The sequence below is a fragment of the Kitasatospora sp. NBC_00240 genome (assembly GCF_026342405.1).
Lineage (GTDB): Bacteria > Actinomycetota > Actinomycetes > Streptomycetales > Streptomycetaceae > Kitasatospora.
In genome coordinates this window covers 8565381-8585253 of the sequence record NZ_JAPEMU010000001.1, presented here as the reverse complement: position 1 = coordinate 8585253, position 19873 = coordinate 8565381, and the positions used below count along the sequence as shown (strand labels likewise).

The 19873-nt window shown below is 70.0% G+C and carries 10 protein-coding genes; 4 read left to right on the top strand and 6 right to left on the bottom strand.

The features are described from left to right. Nucleotides 1-35: 35 nt before the first annotated feature. From OG689_RS36555 to OG689_RS36530, 6 genes are all read right to left on the bottom strand, one after another. A complete protein-coding gene (locus tag OG689_RS36555; RefSeq protein ID WP_266325610.1) occupies nucleotides 36-1553 on the bottom strand; it encodes a glycosyl hydrolase family 28 protein in 1518 nt (505 codons plus the stop codon). Nucleotides 1554-1666: 113 nt separating this feature from the next. Further along, complete coding sequence (locus OG689_RS36550; RefSeq protein WP_266325608.1) at nucleotides 1667-3712, bottom strand: PQQ-dependent sugar dehydrogenase; 2046 nt, start codon at nucleotides 3710-3712, stop codon at nucleotides 1667-1669. 198 nt (nucleotides 3713-3910) lie between these two features. Further along, the gene (locus tag OG689_RS36545) at nucleotides 3911-5041 is read right to left on the bottom strand and encodes a ricin-type beta-trefoil lectin domain protein (protein ID WP_266325606.1); all 1131 of its coding nucleotides are present in this window, start codon (nucleotides 5039-5041) and stop codon (nucleotides 3911-3913) included. A gap of 211 nt (nucleotides 5042-5252) precedes the next feature. Then, complete coding sequence (locus OG689_RS36540; protein ID WP_266325604.1) at nucleotides 5253-7583, bottom strand: ricin-type beta-trefoil lectin domain protein; 2331 nt, start codon at nucleotides 7581-7583, stop codon at nucleotides 5253-5255. A 511-nt stretch (nucleotides 7584-8094) separates the two neighbouring features. Further along, nucleotides 8095-11034, bottom strand: coding sequence for a glycoside hydrolase family 3 C-terminal domain-containing protein (locus OG689_RS36535; RefSeq protein ID WP_266325602.1), 2940 nt, complete (start codon nucleotides 11032-11034; stop codon nucleotides 8095-8097). 570 nt (nucleotides 11035-11604) lie between these two features. Then, nucleotides 11605-12840, bottom strand: coding sequence for an ROK family transcriptional regulator (locus OG689_RS36530; RefSeq protein WP_266325600.1), 1236 nt, complete (start codon nucleotides 12838-12840; stop codon nucleotides 11605-11607). A 145-nt stretch (nucleotides 12841-12985) separates the two neighbouring features. Between OG689_RS36530 and OG689_RS36525 the strand changes: the two genes are divergently transcribed. The 4 genes from OG689_RS36525 to OG689_RS36510 all read left to right on the top strand — a co-directional run bounded on the left by OG689_RS36525 (nucleotide 12986) and on the right by OG689_RS36510 (nucleotide 19353). After that, on the top strand, nucleotides 12986-14383 hold the full coding sequence (locus OG689_RS36525; protein WP_266325598.1) for an extracellular solute-binding protein: 1398 nt from the start codon (nucleotides 12986-12988) through the stop codon (nucleotides 14381-14383). Continuing rightward, complete coding sequence (locus tag OG689_RS36520; RefSeq protein ID WP_266325596.1) at nucleotides 14380-15273, top strand: carbohydrate ABC transporter permease; 894 nt, start codon at nucleotides 14380-14382, stop codon at nucleotides 15271-15273. The genes OG689_RS36525 and OG689_RS36520 overlap by 4 nt, the downstream gene beginning before the upstream one ends. Beyond that, on the top strand, nucleotides 15274-16188 hold the full coding sequence (locus tag OG689_RS36515; protein ID WP_266325594.1) for a carbohydrate ABC transporter permease: 915 nt from the start codon (nucleotides 15274-15276) through the stop codon (nucleotides 16186-16188). Nucleotides 16189-16287: 99 nt separating this feature from the next. After that, complete coding sequence (locus tag OG689_RS36510; protein ID WP_266325592.1) at nucleotides 16288-19353, top strand: glycoside hydrolase family 38 C-terminal domain-containing protein; 3066 nt, start codon at nucleotides 16288-16290, stop codon at nucleotides 19351-19353. Nucleotides 19354-19873 lie beyond the last annotated feature (520 nt).

Genomic DNA, 19873 nt, shown 5'->3' with positions numbered 1-19873 from the left:
GTCACCGGCCGCGAGGTGCGGGCCCGGCGGCGGCGTCAGCAGGTCCGGGTGGAGCCGGTGGCGTTGACGCGCAGGGCGCCGCCGGTGGTGTTGACACCGTTGGTCACGCAGTAGCCGCTGACGCTCTGGAAGCCGACGTCGTAGGCGCTGCCGGTGCCGCGCTGTGCGGTGAACCGGTCGAGGGCGACGGCACTGTCGCCGTCTGCGACGACGGCGGGACGGTTGTCGTTGGCGGCGAACCTCACCGAGGAGTTGCTGAAGCGGATGTTGTCGGCGTTGTGGAGGTACCAGCCGTACGAGGGCCGGGTGCCGACGCTGGTGGGGTTGTAGCTGACCGGGTCGTTGCCGGGCACGGCCGTGGAGATCGCCGCTCCGCCGCCGGGCACCGTGATGTCGACGTTCGTGAAGGTCACCCCGCTGATGCGGTTGCCGCCGGACTCGCCCCACAGGGTGGGGGTGACGCTCGGGCTGTTCCCGGTCGCGGTGACGTTGTCATAGGTGATGTTGCTGATGTGTCCGACGCCGGGGTTGTTTCCGCAGCGCTTCCTGGTGCCGATCTTCTGGAAGATCGGTGAGTGGACGCCTGTCATGGTGATGTCGCGGTAGTGGACGTCGGAGATGTTCGCCCCGTCCATCGAGACCATGCCCAGACCGGACTTGTTCGCACCGGTGATCCTGATGCCCGTGAACTGGTAGTCGGTGAAGTCACCGCAGGTCTCCGAGCCGAACATCAGTGCGTTGCAGCACCGGGCGGACAGCGTGGAGTTGCTCACGGTGACGTGGCCGTTGGGCAGTTTGGCGCCGAGCGCGTAGTCGCTCTTGAAGACCAGGGCGTCGTCGTTGGCGGATATGTCGGCGTTGGTGACCTTGACGTTGGTGGTGGAGATGATGTTCCAGCCGTCGCGGTCGCTCGCCGTGTCGATGGTGAGGTGGTCGGAGACGACCTGGTCGCAGTTGTTGATCAGCGCGGCGAAGTGGCCACCGCGGCGCAGGGTGACGCCGCTGAGGGTCAGGTTCTTGCAGCGCGTCAACGAGATGATCTTGTCGGCCTGTCCTGCGACGGGGTCGTTGCTCGCGGTCAGGTAGCCCATGCCGTCGATGGTCCCGGAGCCGGTGAAGCCGATGTTGGCGACGTTGTCACCGTAGAACATCGCGTCGTGGAAGTGGCTGTGCCCGTAGTCCTGGTAGGCGTCGTACGGGTTCGGTTCGGCGGCGTCGTAGGTGTTGGCTGTCGACCCCATGACGGTGGAGCCGGCGTCCAGTTGGATCGTCACGTTGCTCTTGAGGTGGACGGTGTTCTTCGACTTGTAGTTGCCGGCCGGGAACTCCACGATGCCGCCGCCGGCGGCGTTGGCGGCGTTGACGGCCTGCTGGATCGCGGGGCTGTCGTTGACGTGGCCGTCGCCCACGGCGCCGTAGGCCCTGACGTTGAAGACGGCTGCGGCTGCGGTCGCGGCGCGCGGTGCCGCACTGCCGGCGTACGCGGTGGTCGACCCGAACAGGCCGATCACCAACGCCACGACGGCACCCACCAGGATGCTGGTCCGGTTCATGTCTCTCCGATTCTTCGATGCCGCGTCAGCGGTCGTGACGCCGCTCGTGCGTGAGGAGGGAGGCGCCCGGCCCGAGGGCGTCGCCGAGGACCCCCTCGGGCCGGGTGCCGGTGTCAGCCGAGAGCGACGTGGAAGAGCTTCTCGTTGCTGTTGTTCGGGATGCTGTCCTTGTCGCCGGTGTTGGAGGTGGTCAGCCACAGGCCGCCGTCGGGGGCGGGTTCGACCGTGCGCAGCCGGCCGTAGGTGCCGTTGAAGTAGACCTGCACATCGGTCAGTTCATTGCCGTTGATGACTTCGCGGTACATGCGGGTGCCGCGCTCGCAGGCCACGTAGAGGACGTCGCGGACGACGGCGATGCCGGAGCAGGAGCCGTCGGCGGTGGTGTAGGTGTGCTTCGGGGCGATGTACCCGGCGGTGCCGCAGGTGCCGCTGGTGCCCTCGCAGGCGGGCCAGCCGTAGTTGCCGCCCTTGGTGATCAGGTTCGTCTCGTCCATCACCGAGTTGCCGAACTCCTGCTCCCACAAACGCCCCTGGGAGTCGAAGGCGAGCCCCTGCGGGTTGCGGTGCCCGTAGCTCCAGACATAGGTGCCGAACGGGTTGTCCGAGGGAACGGTGCCGTCGGGGTTCAGGCGCAGGATCTTGCCGTTGAGGCTGCTCCTGTTCTGCGCGTTGTCGCCGTTCTGCGCGTCGCCGGTGCTCGCGTAGAGCTTGCCGTCAGGGCCGAACCGCAGCCGTCCCCCGTCGTGGAACTTGTTGCGCAGGATGCCGGACAGCAGGACCTGCTCGCTGCCGAGGGTGAGCTTGTCGTTCTCCAGCTTGATCCGCACGATCCGGTTGTCGGTCGGCGAGGTGTGCATGATGTACAGCCAGTGGTCCGTGGCGAAGCTGGGCGCGATCGCCAGCCCGGTCAGGCCGCCCTCCCCGTCGGTGTTGTCGACGTTCGGCACGGTGCCCACGGTCGTCTTCGCGCCGGTGGCCGGGTTGAGGTGGACGATGTCGTGGGCGTCGCGGCGGTTGTAGAGGACCGTCCCGTCGGGCAGGGTCACCAGGCCCCAGGGGATGTCGGTGTCGGTGCCGATCTGCGTGACGGTGCACACCGGGCTGCCGCACGCGGCGCCGGTCCTCAGAGTTGCGGTGTTGCTGTGCGCGGAGGTGTTGGCCTGGGCGTCGCGGGCCACCACGTAGTAGGAGTAGTTCGTGTTCGCAGTCAGTCCGCTGTCGATGAAGGTCGTGGCCGGCGGGGTCGTCCCGCTGCCGGTGACCGTGCCGGCCTTGGTGCTGCCGCGGTAGATGTCGTAGTACTTGACGCCGATGTTGTCGGTGGACGCGGACCACTTCAGGGTGACCGTGGTGCCGGAGACCGTCCCGGTGAGCGACCCGGGCGCGGTCGGCGCCTGGGTGTCGGCCTGGCACTGCGGCGCGGTGATCGGCACCGTCGAGCTGGCCTGCGAGACGTTGCCGGCCGCGTCGCGGGCGTTGACGTACAGCCCCCAGGTGACGCCGGGGACCACCGTCAGGCTGGTGGACAGGGTCGACCCGCTGACCGACTTCATCAACTGGCCGTCGTGGTAGACGTCGTAGAACGCCACTGCGGTGTTGTCGGTCGACGCGTTCCAGGCGAACGTCACCGAGTCGCACAGCAGGTTGCTGAACCTCGGGTTGCCCGGCACCGTCGGCGGCTGGGTGTCACCGGCGGTGGTCCGCCACTTCTGGTTGCTCTGGCCGTTGCACGTCCACATCTGCACCAGGGTGCTGTTCGCGGTGTTCGCGCCGACCACGTCCAGGCACAGCCCCGACTGCACGCCGGTGACGGTGCCGTCGCCGTTGATCCTCCACTTCTGGTTGGTGGCGCCGTTGCAGGACCAGATCTGCACCACGGCACCGGCGGTGGTGGAGTTGTGGGCCACGTCCAGACACTTCGGGCTGTCGTAGACCCGCAGCTCACCGGCCGAGGTGAAGGTCCACGCCTGGTTGGCCTTCGAGGAGTCGCAGTCGTAGATGTTGATCCCGGTGCCGTCGGTCGTCTTGTTGCCGACCACGTCCAGGCAGCGGCCCGCCGCGGCGGAGACCACCGGGGAGCCGGTCGCCGCGGACGCGACGGGCGCACTGGTCGTCACAGTGGCCACCAGCGCCGCGACCATGGCCGGCGCGGCGACCACGGACCGCGGCCATCGGCGATGGCGCCGCCTGTGCGGGGCTGTACCGAACACGGAGATCTCCTTGCGGATCGATGAGGAACACGAGCGGATTCACCGGCTCCGTGCGGTGCCCGGGGCAGGCAGGGTGTACGTGGGGCCGTTCGACGAGCTGCGGCCCACCGCGCCCGCGCTGTGGGAGCCGGGCCGGGGACTTCGGCGTCAGCCGGGCTGGAGTGCCGTCCAGCGCTGGTTGGCACCGCCGTTGCAGTCCCACAGCACCAGTCGCGTGCCGTTGGTGGTCGAGGCGGCAGGGTCGTCGAGGCAGCGCCCGGACACCGGGTTGCGGTACCCCCCGTTGTGCGCCTGCCAGACCTGGTTGGCGCCGCCGTTGCAGTCCCAGATCTCGACCGGGGTGCCGTTGGCGGTGCCGTTGGCGCTCGCGTCCAGGCACTTGCCCGTCGACCGCAGGGTGCCGTCGCCGTAGGCGTTCCACCACTGCGCCTGGGTGCCGTTGCAGGACCAGATCTGCACGGCGGTGCCGTTGGCGGTGCTGCCGGCGTTGACATCCATGCACTTGCCGGCGATGCCGGACTGCACCTGGCCGCCGAGGGCGACGGGCGCCTTGACCCAGCCGGCGGCGTCGGCGGCCTGGATGCCGGAGTTGAAGGCGGTGGCCATCTTCTGGAAGCCGTTGTCGTTCGGGTGCAGGGAATCCGACAGGTCGGCGGCGGTCAGGGCTCCCATGTCGACGAGACGGACGTGCTTGCCGGCGGACTGCTTCGCCTGGACGATGCCGGGCAGCTTCTGGTTGAAGGCGGGCCGGTTCGCCTCCTCGGTCCCGCTGGTGGAGACGATCACGGAGCCGACCAGGACAGTGGCGTCCGGGGCGCCCCGGGTGATCTGGTCGATCAGGGCACTGAGGCGGTCGGTGGCCGTGGGCACCTGGTAGTTCTGGCCCAGGTCGTTGGTGCCGATCTCCAGCAGCACCACGTTGGGCCGGTAGCGGGCCACGGTGGCGTCGGTGATGGCGGCGATCTGGTCTATCCGCCAGCCCGAGTGGCCCTCGTTGTCCGGATCGGCCGTCGATCCGTTGCGGCCGGATCCCACGAAGTCCAGCGTGTGGCCCTCCGCGGTCAGCTGGTTGGCGAGAAAGCCCCGGTAGCTGTTGCCGCTGGGGCTTCCGACGCCCCAGGTGATGGAGTCCCCCAGGGGCAGCACCCGTAGCGCCGCGGGTGCGGCGGCAGCGGGCCGGGCGTCCGCGGCCGTGGCGGTCGTGGCCGGCAGCACGGCGGCGAGGCCGGAGGCGACGGTCAGCGCGGCGAGCAGGCCTGCGGTGGATCGCTTGGTCATGGTTCCTCCTCGAATTCGGCGGAGCGCAGGTTCGGTGAGGCCGTACCCGGCGCGGCTCGGGGAGCCGCGGTGGGCACGGTCGGCGGGGTCCGGCCGCCCGGGCGTGCGACGGCCGGGCACCGCCGCTTCTGGCGCACGGGCTCACGGGCCCATGGGCCCATGGGCGTCCGGGCGGGCGATCAGGGGACGTCCGCCCGGACGCCGCGGTCGGTCAGGAGGCGACGGGCACGTTCCACCTCTGGTTGGCGCCGCCGTTGCAGTCCCAGATGTTCAGCTTGGTGCCGTTGGCCGTGTTGGAGGCGGGGATGTCGAGGCAGCGGCCGGAGGCGGGGTTGACCAGGGTGCCGTTGCTGAGGTTCCACTGCTGGTTGCCCTGCCCGTTGCAGGTCCACAGATCAACCGCCGAGCCGTTGGCGGTGGCCGCTCCGACGACGTCCAGGCAGAGGCCGTTGACGGTGACGGCGCTGTTGCCGACGGTCCATTGCTGGGCGGGGGTGCCGTTGCAGTCCCAGATGTCGACGACGGCGCCGGCGGTGGTGGAGCCGGTGTAGTCGTCCAGGCACTTCGCGGCGTTCAGGGCACTGGTGACCGGCCCGGTCACGGTACCGCCCGCGCTGCCCGAACCCGGGGTGATCGAGAGGTTGTCGAACTGGTCGGTGCGGTAGCCCTGGATGCCGAGGCCGGCCTGTCCGGACTGGAAGGAGCTGTCGCTGACCGTGCCGATCTGCTTGCCGTCGACCTTGGCCGTGATCTGCGAGCCCTGGAAGGCGAGGGAGAGGTTGTGCCAGGTACCGGTGCCCAGCGCGGTGGTGGTGCCGGTGGCCAGGGTGTGGTTGGAGCCGTCGGTGTACATCTTCTCGATCCACCACTGCCCGGTGTCCCGGATCCGGAGGTAGTAGGCGTTCATGTGCGACTGCGGGCGCTTCTGGGTGTTGGCGCGGCCGAGCAGTTCGGTGGTGCCCGCGCCGCGCAGCAGGACGTCGGCGCTGACGGTGTAGTTGGACCAGGTCGTGTCGCCGATCAGTGCGTAGGAGTCTGAGTCGTCCTGCCACTCGATCGGCTTGACGGGCGCCATCTGCTGGACGCACTTGCCGGTGCGGCCGGTGCAGGGCTGGACCTCGAAGGAGCCCTGCATGTCGGACAGGTACGTGGCCTCGGTGCCGTTGCCGTAGCCGTCGAAGTTGTCGGTGTAGGGCAGTGCGAGCGGGTGCGCGGCCGGCGCGGTCGCCGTGCCCTTGCCCTGGCCGGTCGTCGTGCTGACCGTGTAGACGTACCCGGGCTGCATGGTCAGCGAGTAGGAACCGTTGCTCGGGGTGATGTCCTGCGTGTGGACGAAGGACGTCGCCGGGCTCGGCGAGTTCACCTTCGTGGCCCACACGTGCACGGTGCCGGTCGACAGGCCGCCCTGGACATGGAAGTTGGCGGTCTGCGTCCCGGTGGAGGTGGTGGTCTCCAGGATGGTGGAGTAGTCCGAGCCGGTGTTCGACTTCAGGGTCACATAGGTGCCGTTGGACTCCGTGCCGCCGAGGTAGCCCGAGGCCGAGTCGATGAACTTCCAGCCGGGCCGGGTGAACTGGGTGACCTGCGCGGTGGCCCAGGTGCTGGCGCCGATGGTGTAGTTGCCCGACCAGGGGGAAGGGGCGGTGGCCAGACCCACGGTGTTGTAGGGAAGATTCGGGTAGATCGCCGCGATCAGCGGCCAGTTGAAGTAGCTGGTCATCCTGGCGTCGGTGTAGCCGCGGGTGATGGCGCGGATCAGCGCCGGGGTCCCGCTGTCCATGTCGTTCGAGCCGCCCTCGCTGGCCCACAGGGGCTTGCCGCTGTTGCGGGCGGTGGTGGTGGTGGAGCAGGTCTTGGCGATGTCGTCGTTGCCGTACCCGCAGGGGTAGTGCGAGCCGATGATCGCGACCGCATCGTTGAAGGCCTTGTTCTTGGCCATGTCGTCGGCCACGTCCCAGCCGCTGTCGGCGGCGACCAGCTTCACACCGGAGTACCCGGCGCTGTCGAGCGCCGAACGCAGCTGGACGTACCAGTTGGCGTCGTGGCCGCGCTCGTTCCAGCCGCCGAGGTAGCTGATGGTCAGGCCGTGCTGCTTGGCGCAGCCGAGCCACGAGATCAGGTAGTTGACGGTGTCGGTGGACCAGAAGCCGCCGTTGATCCAACCGGGCGCGGTCCACGCCAGCCCGTAGAGGCCGATGGCGGGGTTGCGGGCCTTGGCCTGCTCGGCCAGCCAGAACTCGTAGCCGGCGTTGCAGTTGATCACCCCGCGGCTGTGCTCGATCGACGGCTCCGACCCGTCGGTGGAGTTGGCGTCACCGCCGATCTCCACCTTCAGCAGCTGCAGGTTCGCGCCGTACCCGGGCTTGAACAGGTAGTCCAGGATCTGCGCCTGCTGGGCCGCCGGGTAGTCCCTCAGCAGCCGGGAGTTGCCGCCGCCGCCGCTGATCGCGCCGATGCCGTCGAACGTCCGGCCGCCCTGGGCGCCGTCCACAGTGATCGTGGTCGTGGCCGCCTGGGACGGAGTGGCTCCGACCGCGAGCATCGCGGCAAGCAGCCCTAACACCCACAGCGGGAGAAGTTTTCGGGTGTGGTTCACGGAAGGACCTTTCCGTTGGATTCGTTGCACGGCACGCGGTGGTTTCCTGCTTGGGTGGGCGTGCGGTGCTTCGGTGGCAGGACGGTGGCGGGGCCGCGAGGGGATCGGCCGGCGGCGTCGAGCAGGTCCGGTGTGTTCGGCCGGACTCCTGGACCCGCGGGGACGCTCCCTGCCCATGGACAGCGGGTCTGCTCGATCACGGCGGCTTCGCACCCGCTCCGGCCCGGTCGGGCAGGCGGGCGGGTTGGCAGGCAGGCGGTCGGGCAGGCGGGCAGGCGGGCAGGCGGGCAGGCGGAAATGGAACCCCCTAACTGCCGATCAGTACGGTGGGCCCGGGTCGTCGGAGCGCTGATGATCCATACTCGTCCGTGCCGGTCCCCTGCGCGCGGGTGACGCGCACCGGGGACCGGCACATGCCCCGTTCGGCCGGAACCCCGGAGGTGGCCGGCCACCGAATCTAGCTGCGGGACCACTTCTGGTTGGGCAGACCGTTGCAGGTCCACAGCTGTATCGGCGTGCTGTTCGCGGTGCCGCGGGCCTTGGCGTCGAGGCACTTGCCCGAGCCGGCGCCGACGATGCTGCCGTCGGCCTTGAGTGTCCACTTCTGCGCGGGCGTGTTGTTGCAGTCGTAGATCTGGACCGCCGTGCCGTCGGCGGTGCCGCCGGCGGCGACGTCCAGGCACTTGGTGCCGTACACCTTCAGTTCCTGGTTGGCGGTCAGGGTCCAGCTCTGGTTGGCGCCGTTGTTGCAGTCCCAGAGCGCGACCGCGGTGGAGTTGGCCTGGCTCGCGCCGGGCACGTCGATGCAGCGGCCGGACTCGGCACCCTTGATCGGGCCGGTCTGGGTGGCCGGAGTGTTGGTGATCGTCACCGAGCCGTTCAGGCGCAGGTCACGCGAGGAGGAGCCGACGCTGATCGCCTGCGCTCCGGGCGCGGTGGTCCAGGAGCCGTTCCAGAACTGGAAGCTGCGCGCGTCGAGGGTGAGGTTCACCCGCTGGGTCGCTCCGGGGTTGAGGGTGACCCGCTGGAAGCCGCGCAGGTTGTGCGGCGGCTCGCCGCTGCTGGAGGGCTGCCCGACGTAGACCTGGGCGATCTCGGAGCCGGCCTTCGAGCCGGTGTTGGTCACGTCGAACGACACGGCGACGTTGCCGCCGCTGTCGGGGGTTCCGACCGTCAGATTGCCGTACCCGAAAGTGGTGTACGACAGGCCGAAGCCGAACGGATAGGCCGGGGCGATGTTCTGCTTGTCGTACCAGCGGTACCCGACATTGATCCCCTCGGAGTACTGCACCGTGTTGTTCTGGCCGGGGAACTGCGCCGCGGTGTTCGCCGGCACGTCGGCCAGCGACTTCGGGAACGTCACCGGCAGCTTGCCGGAGAAGTTCGAGTCGCCGAACAGCAGTGATGCCAGGGCGTTCCCGTACTCCTGGCCCGGGTACCAGGCCTCGACGATGCCACGCACCGAGTTCGCCCACGGCATGGCCACCGCCGATCCACTGTTCACCACGACCACGGTGTTCGGGTTCACCGCGGCGACGTCGGAGATCAGCTTGTTCTGGTCGGCGGGCAGGTTGATGTCACCGAGATCGCTGCCCTCCGACTCGAACTTGTTCGCGAAGACCACCGCCACGTCGGCACTACGGGCCGCCGTGATCGCCTGGTCGTGCAGGTTCTGGCCGGGCTGCAGCCAGCCGAGGGTGAGGTTGGACGCACCACCGGCCTGGTAGTAGTCCACCTGGATGCTCACCGGCTGGCCCGCGGTCAGCGAGATGGTGCCGGTCCTGGTGGTCGAGGCCTGCGGCTGCCACTGATCGATGATCTTCTGGCCGTTCACGAAGAGCCGGCTGCCGTCGTCGCTGGTCAGCGAGAAGGTGTAGGTGCCGGTGGTCGGCGGGGTCACCTTGCCGCTCCAGCGCCCGGACCAGCTGCCCCCGGAGGTGCCCTGGACCGGGGCGCCGCCGTTCCAGGTGGAGTCCACCGTGGGTTCGACCCGGGACGCCACCGCCGGCGCGGCGAGGGTCTGGTTGTTGAAGTAGTCGGCCGTGAGACCGTGCCCCGAACCGGAGGAGGGGGTGAGCAGGCTGGTGTCGATCGGCGGCAGCGCGCCGTCGGAGCGGGCGCCGCCCTGGGCGTAGGTGACGTTGACGCCGCTGCCGCCACGGGCCTTGAGCCCCTGGTACGGGGTGACGATGCCGGAGGCCGTCACGCCGGCGCTGCCGCCGCCCTGGGTCATCGCGCCGGCCCCGCCGCCGCTGCCGAGGACGGCCACGTTGTGCGTGCTACCGGTGAACGGCAGGACGTTGTTCGCGTTCTTCAGCAGCACGCTGCCCTGGATCGCGACCTGCTTCGCGGTGTTGAGGTGGTCGGCGGTGGTGACGACGGCGTTGATGTCGCCGTTCTGGGTCTTGTCGAACAGGCCCTGCCGGAACATCGAGGTGAGGATGCGCCGGGTGTGGTCGTTCAGGGTGGCCTGCGAAACCTGGCCGTTGTTGACGGCGGTGGTGAGTGCGCTGCCGTAGTACTGGCTGTCCGGCATCTCCATGTCCAGGCCGTTGTTGGCCGAGGCGACGGTGGAGTGGGTGGCGCCCCAGTCGGCGGTGATGAAGCCGGTGAAGCCCATGTCGCCCTTGAGGATGCCGTTCTGCATCGGGCCGTTCTCGCAGGCATGCGGACCGTTGATCAGGTTGTACGAGCACATCACCGAGTCGACGCCGCCCTTGACGGCCGCCTCGAACGCGGGGGTGTAGATCTCCCGGGTCGCCCGGTCGGACACGACGACATTGTCCTCGATACCGAAGCGGTTGGTCTCCTGGTTGTACGCCGCATAGTGCTTGACCTGCGCCATCGGGCCCTGGCTCTGAATGCCCTGGATGTCCGCGACGCCGATCCGGCCGGCCAGGTAGGGGTCCTCGCCGAAGGACTCGAAGGCACGGCCCCACCGCGGATCCCGCACGATGTTCACCGTCGGGCCGAGCTCGACGTTGACGCCCTTGCCCCACTGCTCGGCGCCGAGTACCTCGCCGTACTTGTGCATGAGGCTGGGGTCCCAGGTCGCCGCCCCGGACACCGGAGAGGCCAGCTGGGTGACGCCGCTCAGGCCGTCACCCACTCCGACCGGCCCGTCCTGCAGGTGCAACGGCGGGATCCCGAGGCGGCTGTTGCCGTCGACGCAGCCGACGTAGCCACAGGACTTCCCTCCGTGCAGCATGGTCAGCTTCTCGGCCTGGGTCATCGCGGCCAGCAGGCTGTCGGCCCGCTGGGCCGGCGTCAGGCTGGTGTTCATCCAGGGATTCTGGGCGGCTTCGGCGACCGGACTCTGTGCCGGGAGGGAGAGGACGGCGAGCCCGACTGCGGCCATCACCGCCATCCACCTGGGGACGTGACGCTTGCTCGGCATTGAACGACTCCATGGGGGAGGGGGATCCTTCCCGTTGGCATGGACGGCCACGGGACGGTCTCTGACGTCTCCGCCGGCTGACGGAGGGACGGCCTCCCCCGGGGCGGGGGAGGCGGTCCTGGACGGCAGGTGCTTTCGCGCGGGGAGAGGAGGAGCGGAACAGCCCCTGACGCCGATACAGGTTCACATATCTGAACATTCGTCGACTATGTGAACACTGGCTGGGGTTGAGGCTAGGGTGGAGTCGCCTTCGGGGTCAACCCTCATGTAAGAGTGACGACTTCGCCCTGTCTGCGCATTCGGGACCCAAAACGTGTTCACATAGGAGAACGCGATGAAGTGGCGATCACCTGTCCCCGGCAGCGCGGATGTCGTCCTCACCGGCCGGGGACGATGAGCACCACGGCGAGGACGCCGCGTCGAAGGCCTCCCGGACAGCAGGGCGCATGCCGAACCGCCTCAGGTGATCCGGCGTGCCCGGTGCCACGGCACGGGAGCGTGCAGTGTGGCCCCGGGGGTCGCGCCCCGTCCGGTGACCGGCGGCCCGGGACTCCGGGCCCGGGCCAGGACTCAGGGGGACTGTTCGGTGAGCATGCCCCAGCCGGGGGCGTAGTTGCCGTGCAGGATGAGCGACGCGGCGCCGACCGCGCCCACGGCGTCGCCGATCACGCTCTTCTCGACGGCGACGGTACGGGTGGCGTTCGCCATCCTGTTGACCGCCGTGTCGACCTCTTCGCACATGATGGACTCGATGCCGCGCAGGGCCCCGCCGCCCAGCACCACGCGGCTCACGTCCAGCAGCGAGACCGCGCCCCGGACGGCCTGGCCCACCAGTCGCGCGGCCTTGCGGATCGCGTCGCCGGCGGCAGGATCGTCCCGGCGGACGGCCTGGCGCAGCGCCTTCCAGTCCTCGTGCAGCGCCTCGGGGGCACCGGTCACGCCGATGCGTGTCGCGGCGGCCCGGCCGTGCCGCTCCAGGAGGTCGGCGATGACGGCGGCCGGCGTGACGTAGGGCCCCAGGCAGTTGGTGCCACCGCAGTGGCAGACCAGCGGACCGGGCTCGACGGCCATGTGGCCGAACTCGCCCGCGTTGCCGGAATCCCCGTGCAGGACGGTGTTGTCGAGGACGATGCCGGCGCCGACACCGGTGCCCAGGTAGATGAAGAGGAAGCTGCCGGTGCGGGCCCTGCCGCCGATCCAGCGTTCGCCGATGGCGGCCGCCGTGGCGTCGTTGTCCATGGCCACCGGCATGCCGGTGGCCACGCCGAACATCTGCAGCAGCGGTACCCGGCCCCAGCCGGAGAAGTTCGGCGGGGAGACGACGGCGCCGGCCGGGCCGTCGATCGGGCCGGGGGTGGCGATGCCGGTGCCGAGCAGCCGGGCGGGGTCGACCCCGGATCCGCCGGCGAGCCGTCGCGCCGCGCCCGCCACCCGCGCCACCACGTCCGCCGGGTCGCTGGGGCTGGTCAGGCGCAGCCTCCTGCTCGCGACCACCTCACCGACGAGGTTCACCAGCACGACCACGGCGACGTCCGGGTCCAGCTGCACACCCAGTGCGTAGGCGCCGTCCGCGCGCGGCGACAGCAGGGTCCGCGGCTTGCCGCCGCCGGAGGGGGCCTGCCCGGACTCGGCGACCAGTCCGGCGTCCAGCAACCGCCTGACCACGTTCGAGACGGTCTGGCTGGTCAGCCCGGTGAGCGGGGCGAGTTCGACCCGGCTCACCGGGCCCGCGGTGCGGATCGCGTCCAGGACGACAGCCTGGTTGTAGCCCCCGACCCGGGGAAGATTCGTTCCGCCCTGCGTCACCGCTGCTCTTTTCCTCTGCCCCTGCGCACAGGCCTGATGCGCACCGGTCGCAGCGGAAGTCTACAGGCCCGGAGCGTTGACTTAGTCCATCCATTGGATTTAGTTTCGGCCCCGACAGTAGCGTCCCCACCCCTGGAGGTTCAGCGTGCGGAAAGCACTTCTCGGTGCCATCGGCGTCGCAGTCGCCCTGGTGTCCACCGCGTCGGGCTGCGGCTCCGGGTCGAAGTCCGGCTCGGACTCCGGCCAGGGCGGCTCCGAGAAGACGATCAAGGTCGTCTACCAGCAGCAGCTGAACAACAGCAACAAGGTGCAGGCCAACTACCTGGACCCCATGGTCACCGCGTTCGAGAAGGCGAATCCGGGCACCACGGTCAAGCTCATCCCGGTCACGGCCGCCGAGAACGACTACTACACCAAGATCCAGTTGATGATGCGCTCCCCCGCGACCGCGCCCGACCTGGTCTACGAGGACACCGCGATCATCAACTCGGACGTGGCTGCCGGTTACCTCAGACCGCTGGACGGCTACCTCGGCTCATGGCCCGACTGGAGCCAGTACGCCGATCCGGCCAAGGCCGCGATGAAGTACGCCGCCGACGGCAAGACCTACGGGGTTCCCGACAACACCGACACCCGTGGCATCTGGTACAACAAGGAGATCTTCACCCGGGCCGGCCTGCCCGTGCCCTGGCAGCCGAAGACCTGGGACGACGTGCTCGCCGCGGCCAGGACGATCAAGGCCAAGGCCCCCGGGGTGACCCCGCTCAACCTCTACACCGGCATCGCCGGCGGTGAGCAGTCTTCCATGCAGGGCTTCGAGATGCTCCTGTACGGAACACCCGCCGCCAACAGCGCGCTGTACGACGCCGGGCAGCAGAAGTGGGTCGTCGGCAGCCAGAGCTTCAAGGACGCGCTCGACTTCGTGCACACCGTCTACAGCCAGGGCCTCGCCCCCTCCGCGCAGCAGGCACTGGGCACCGACTTCGCCTCCGCGGTGGCCACCCAGCTCATCCCGCAGGGCAAGCTCGCCATGGACATCGACGGCTCCTGGATGCCCAACAACTGGATCAGGACCGGCCCCCAGCCGTGGCCGGAGTGGGAGTCGACCATGGGCATGGCGGCGATGCCGACGCAGAACGGCCAGGCCCCCGGCAAGGTCAGCATGTCCGGTGGCTGGGCCTGGTCGATCCCGGCCAAGGCCAAGAATCCGGATCTGGCCTGGAAGTTCCTCCAGTCGCTGGAGACCGAGTCCGCCTCCGCCGCGTGGAACAGCGTGAACGCCACCATCGCCGTCCGCAAGGACGTGGCCGCCGACCCCTCCTACCTCAAGGCGCTGCCGACCAACGAGTTCTTCAGCGCGCTGGTCGCCTCCACCTACTACCGTCCGGGCCTCCCCGCCTACACCCAGGTGTCCAGCGCCATCCAGAAGGCCATGGAGGCGGTGACCACCGGTCAGAGTTCCGTCGCCCAGGCCGCCGGCGCCTACGACGACGGGGTCTCGTCGGCCGTCGGCGCGGACAAGACCGTGCACAGCACCCCGTGAGCAGCGTCCCTGCCGCGCCCTCGCGCGCCCCGCTGCGGGGCCTGCTGCGGGGCCTGCCGCTGCTGCCCTCGCTGGTGCTGCTGCTGGTGTTCCTGGCCGGTCCGATCGGGTACTGCGTCTACTACGCCTTCACCGACCTGCAGCTCACCGGGGCCTCCGGTACGAACTTCGTCGGCCTGCGGAACTTCACCCGCGCGTTCGACGATCCGGACTTCCTCAACGCGGTCGAACTGACCCTGGTGTTCGTCGTCGGTTCGGCCGTGATCGGCCAGAACAGCCTGGGGCTGGCCCTGGCCGCGCTGATGGAGAAGGCGTCCAAGCCGGTCCGGTCGATCACCGGCGCCGTCGTCGTCGCGGCCTGGGTCCTGCCCGAAGTGGTGGCCGGCTACCTCATGTACGCCTTCTTCTACCAGCAGGGATCACTCAACGCGATCCTCCGGCTGCTGCACCTGCCGCAGCAGAACTGGCTGTACACCCTGCCGATCCTGGCGGTCTGCATCGCCAACGTCTGGCGGGGCACGGCGTTCTCGATGCTGGTGTTCTCCGCGGCCCTGAGCGAGGTGCCGAAGGAGTTGGTCGAGGCGGCGGAGATGGACGGGGCGGGGCCCTGGCAGCGGCTGTGGCGGGTGACCCTGCCGGTCATCCGGCGTGCGGTGCTGACCAATCTGATGCTGGTCACCCTGCAGACGCTGTCCGTGTTCGGCCTGATCTACACCATGACCCGGGGCGGTCCCGGCAACAGCTCGCAGACGCTGCCGGTCTTCATGTACCAGCAGGCCTTCCAGAACAGCCTGATCGGCTACGGAACGGCCGTGGCACTGGTGCTGCTCGCCGTGGGCGGCGTGTTCTCCGCCGTCTACATCCGCATGCTGAAGGTGGAGGAGGACTGAATGGCCGTCTCCGACAGCCCCCCGCGCACGGACGGGCCCCGGCCCCGGCTCCGGACCCCGCCGGTCGCGCCCCGGCCGCGCGGGCACCGCGGCCGGGGCCGCGGCAGCGCCGGCCGCGCGTCCGTCGACGTCGTGCTGCTGGTCTTCTCGCTGCTCTACCTGGTCCCGCTGCTGTGGATGGTGCTGGCCTCCGTCAGCTCGCGCTCCGGGTTCGAGCTGACGGCGCCGTCCCCGACCACGGCCAACTTCCGTGCCGTCCTCGACGCCGAGACCACCTACCGGCCCATGCTGAACGGGCTGCTGCTGTGCGGCGGGGGCACTCTGGTGTGCGTGCTGTGCTCGGTGCTTGCCGCCTATCCGCTCTCCCGGATGCGGTCCCGACTGCGACGGCCCTTCCTCTACACCGTCCTGTTCAGCACCGGGCTGCCGATCACAGCGGTGATGATCCCGGTCTACAGCATGTTCGTACAGGTCGACCTGATCGACTCGATGCTCGCGACCACGCTCTTCCTGGGCGCCGCGGCGCTGCCGTTCGGGATCTGGCTGATGAAGAGCTTCATGGACGGTGTGCCGATCGTGCTGGAGGAGGCCGCGAGGATCGACGGGGCCACCAGCATGCAGGTGCTGTGGCGGATCGTCCTGCCGTTGATGCGGCCCGGCGTCGTCGTGGTGACGGTGTTCACCTTCATCGGGATGTGGGGCAACTTCTTCGTGCCCTTCGTCCTGCTGCTGTCGCCGGAGAAGCTGCCCGCCTCCGTCAGCGTGTTCACCTTTCTCAGTGCCCACAACCAGACCCAGTACGGGCAGCTCTCGGCCTTCTCGATCATCTACTCCGTCCCGGTGCTGATGCTCTACCTGCTGCTCGCCCGCCGGCTCGGCGGCGGCTTCGCCCTCGGCGGCGCCGTCAAGGGCTGAACCTCTCCCCGGCCCGCCGTACGTCCCCGCACCCCCGCACCACCCGCTCCCCCGCACCCCCGCACCCCCGCTCCACCCGTCCCTCCCAGGAGGCCATCCGTGCACAACGATCCCGCCGTGACCGAGGCAAGGCTCGCCCGGGTGCTGGACCAGCGCATCCGGCCCGCGGTGCACGCGCGTTCGGTCCCGCTCAGCATCGGGATCTGGGAGGTCCCCGGCGAGCCGGTCCCGGTCCCGGTCGCGCTCCGCGCCCGGTACCGCCCGGCCGGGGCCGGCGACCGCTGGGGGCCCGCCTGGACCACCTGCTGGTTCCGGATCAGCGGCACGGTCCCCGAGGAATGGGACGGGCTCACCGTGGAGGCGGTGGTGGACCTGGGCTTCGGCGCCACGGAGCCCGGGTTCTCCGCCGAGGGGCTGGCCTACCGCCCGGACGGCACCGCCGTGAAGGCCCTCAACCCGCGCAACACCCACCTGCCGGTCGGCGCGCCGGCGCGCGGCGGTGCCGGGTTCGAGTACTTCGTCGAGGCCGCCGCCAACCCGGTGGTCATGCACACCGGTCCGGACGGCCTCTCCTTCCGTCCCACGAGGCTGGGCGACCGTGCCCCCTGGCTCCGCGACGCCGACGCACCGCCCGCCGAGCCGCTGTACCGGCTGCACCGGGCGGACCTGGCGGTGTTCGACCGCACCGTGTTCGAGCTGGTCCAGGATCTGGACGTGCTCGGCCAGTTGATGCACGAGTTGCCGTCCGGGTCCACCCGCCGCTGGCAGCTGCTGCAGGACGTCGAACGCGCCCTCGACGCGGTGGACCTGCAGGACGTCAGCGGCACGGCCGCCGCCGCGCGCGCGGCGCTGGCCCCCGCCCTGGCCGCACCCGCGAGCGCCAGGGCCCACCGGATCTCCGCGATCGGCCACGCCCACATCGACTCGGCGTGGCTCTGGCCGCTGCGCGAGAGCGTCCGCAAGGTCGCCCGGACGGTCTCCAACGTCACCCGGTTGATGGACGACCACCCGGGCTTCAAGTTCGCCATGTCCCAGGCGCAGCAACTGGCCTGGCTCAAGCAGCACCGCCCGGAGGTCTACGCCCGGGTCGGGGAGAAGGTGGCGACGGGGCAGTTCCTGCCCACCGGCAGCCTGTGGGTGGAGCCGGACACCAACATCACCGGCGGGGAGTCGCTGGCGCGCCAGTTCGTCCACGGCAAGCGCTTCTACCTCGAGGAGTTCGGTGTGGAGACGGAGGACATGTGGCTGCCGGACACCTTCGGCTACAACGCCGCACTCCCCCAGGTGATGAAACTCGCCGGGGTGCGCTGGTTCCTGACCCAGAAGATCTCCTGGAACACCACCAACAAGTTCCCGCACCACACCTTCTGGTGGGAGGGCATCGACGGCACCCGGATCTTCAGCCACTTCCCGCCGGTCGACACCTACAACAGCGAACTCTCCGGCGCCGAGGTCGCCCACAGCGAGCGCAACTTCCAGGACAAGGCCCGCACCAACCGCTCGATGGTCCCGTTCGGGTACGGTGACGGCGGCGGCGGCCCCACCCGGGAGATGCTGGCCCGCGCCGCCCGGCTGGCCGACCTGGAGGGGTCGGCGAAGGTCGTCGTCGAGTCGCCCGGAGAGTTCTTCGCGGGAGCAGTCGCCGACTACCCGGATGCGCCCGTGTGGGTCGGTGAGCTGTATCTGGAGTTCCATCGCGGCACGCTGACCAGTCAGTTGGCGACCAAGCAGGGCAACCGGCGCAGCGAGCACCTGCTCCGCGAGGCCGAGCTGTGGGCGGCCACCGCCGCCGTGAACCACGGGGTGCCGTACCCCTACGAGGCGCTGGACCGGTTGTGGAAGACCGTGCTGCTGCACCAGTTCCACGACATCCTGCCCGGCACCTCCATCGCCTGGGTGCACCGCGAGGCGCAGGAGACCTACCTGGCGGTGATCGGCGAACTGGAGCAGCTCGTCGGCGACGCCCAGCGCGCCCTGGCCGGACCCCCCGCCCCGGACGGGCCGGCGGTCGTCTTCAACGCCGCCCCGCACGCCCGCGACGGCGTCCCGGCCATGGGCGCCGCGCCCCGGGCGCACCGGCCGGCGGCGACCACCCCGACCCGTGCGGGCGACGACCTCGTCCTGGAGAACGGGCTGGTGCGCATCGTGGTCGACGGCCGCGGGCTGGTCACCTCGGCCTACGACCTGGTCGCCGACCGGGAGGCGCTCGCTCCGGGACGTCCCGGCAACATGCTGCAACTGCACCAGGACTTCCCCAACCAGTGGGACGCCTGGGACATCGACGCCTTCTACCGCAACACCGTGCGGGACCTCACCGAAGCCGAGTCGGTCCGTGCGACCGACAGCGCCATCCACATCGTGCGGACCTTCGGGTCCTCCCGGATCGAGCAGACGCTGAGCCTGGACCGGGGAAGCCGACGGCTCGACATCGACACGGTGATCGACTGGCACGAACGGGAGAAGCTGCTCAAGGCGGCCTTCCCGCTGGACGTACGGGCCGCCCACTCGACCGCGGAGATCCCCTTCGGACACGTGGAACGGCCCACCCACACCAACACCAGCTGGGACGCGGCCAAGTTCGAGGTCTGCGCGCACCGCTTCCTGCACGTCGGCGAGCGCGACTGGGGGGCGGCGCTGGTCAACGACTCCACCTACGGGCATGAGGTCACCCGTGACACCCGCCCGGACGGCGGAACCACCACCACCGTGCGGCTCTCGCTGCTACGCGCGGCCCGCTTCCCCGATCCCGACGCGGATCAGGGCCGGCACCGACTGCGCTACGGGCTGCTGGTCGGGGTCGGGGTCCCCGAGGCGATCGTGGAGGGCTACCGGCTCAACCTCCCCGAACGGCCCGTGCCCGGCACCGCCACCGTCGCGCCACTGGTGTCCGTCGACCACGCCGCCGTCGTGGTGTCGGCCGTCAAACTCGCCGACGACCGCTCCGACGACATCATCGTCCGCCTCTACGAAGCCCACGGCGGAAGGGCCCGGGCAACGCTGACACCGGGCTTCGCACTGGTGGGCGTCGTGGCCACCGATCTGCTGGAGCGCCCCCTGGTCCACGACAGCGGCCACACGGTGGAGGGGTCACAGATCCGCCTGTCGCTGCGGCCGTTCCAGATCCTGACGCTCCGCCTCACCCCGGGCCCCGCCACGCGGTCATGATGTGCCGGGCGCAGCGGCGGTGCGGGTGGGAGCGGCCCGCGCCGACCGGCCCGCTGCCGTTGCCGGCCCCACCGGCTGACCACTGTTCAGCGCAGGCGTGGACCTGAGCTCGTCCCGGACCGACGGGGCCGGGCCTGGCCACGGGGCGCTTGCGGCCGGGGCGCTTCCGGCCAGGGCGGAGACGACCAGGACCGGTCGCCACCGCAGGGTTGCGTACTCCACGCCAGCAGTCCTGCCGCTGTCCGGCCACCTCGTCCGTCGGGCGATGAGCGACCGGGCACGTGACCCGTTTGTTCGCGGAGACCGACGATCTCCGTCGAGGATCGGCCACCGCGGCCGCGGCATCCAGACACGGCGGCCCGGCCCGGCAACGCCCGGCAGGCCGGCGCGAGGCCGCTAAGGGCCGGCTCCCTCAACCATCGGCGGCCGCCCACGTCCCGTCCCCTGCGTGCGTGCCATGCCGCCGCCCCCTCCGGCGTACGCCGCCACGATGCGGCGGCCCCCTCATCCTTCGCCACTC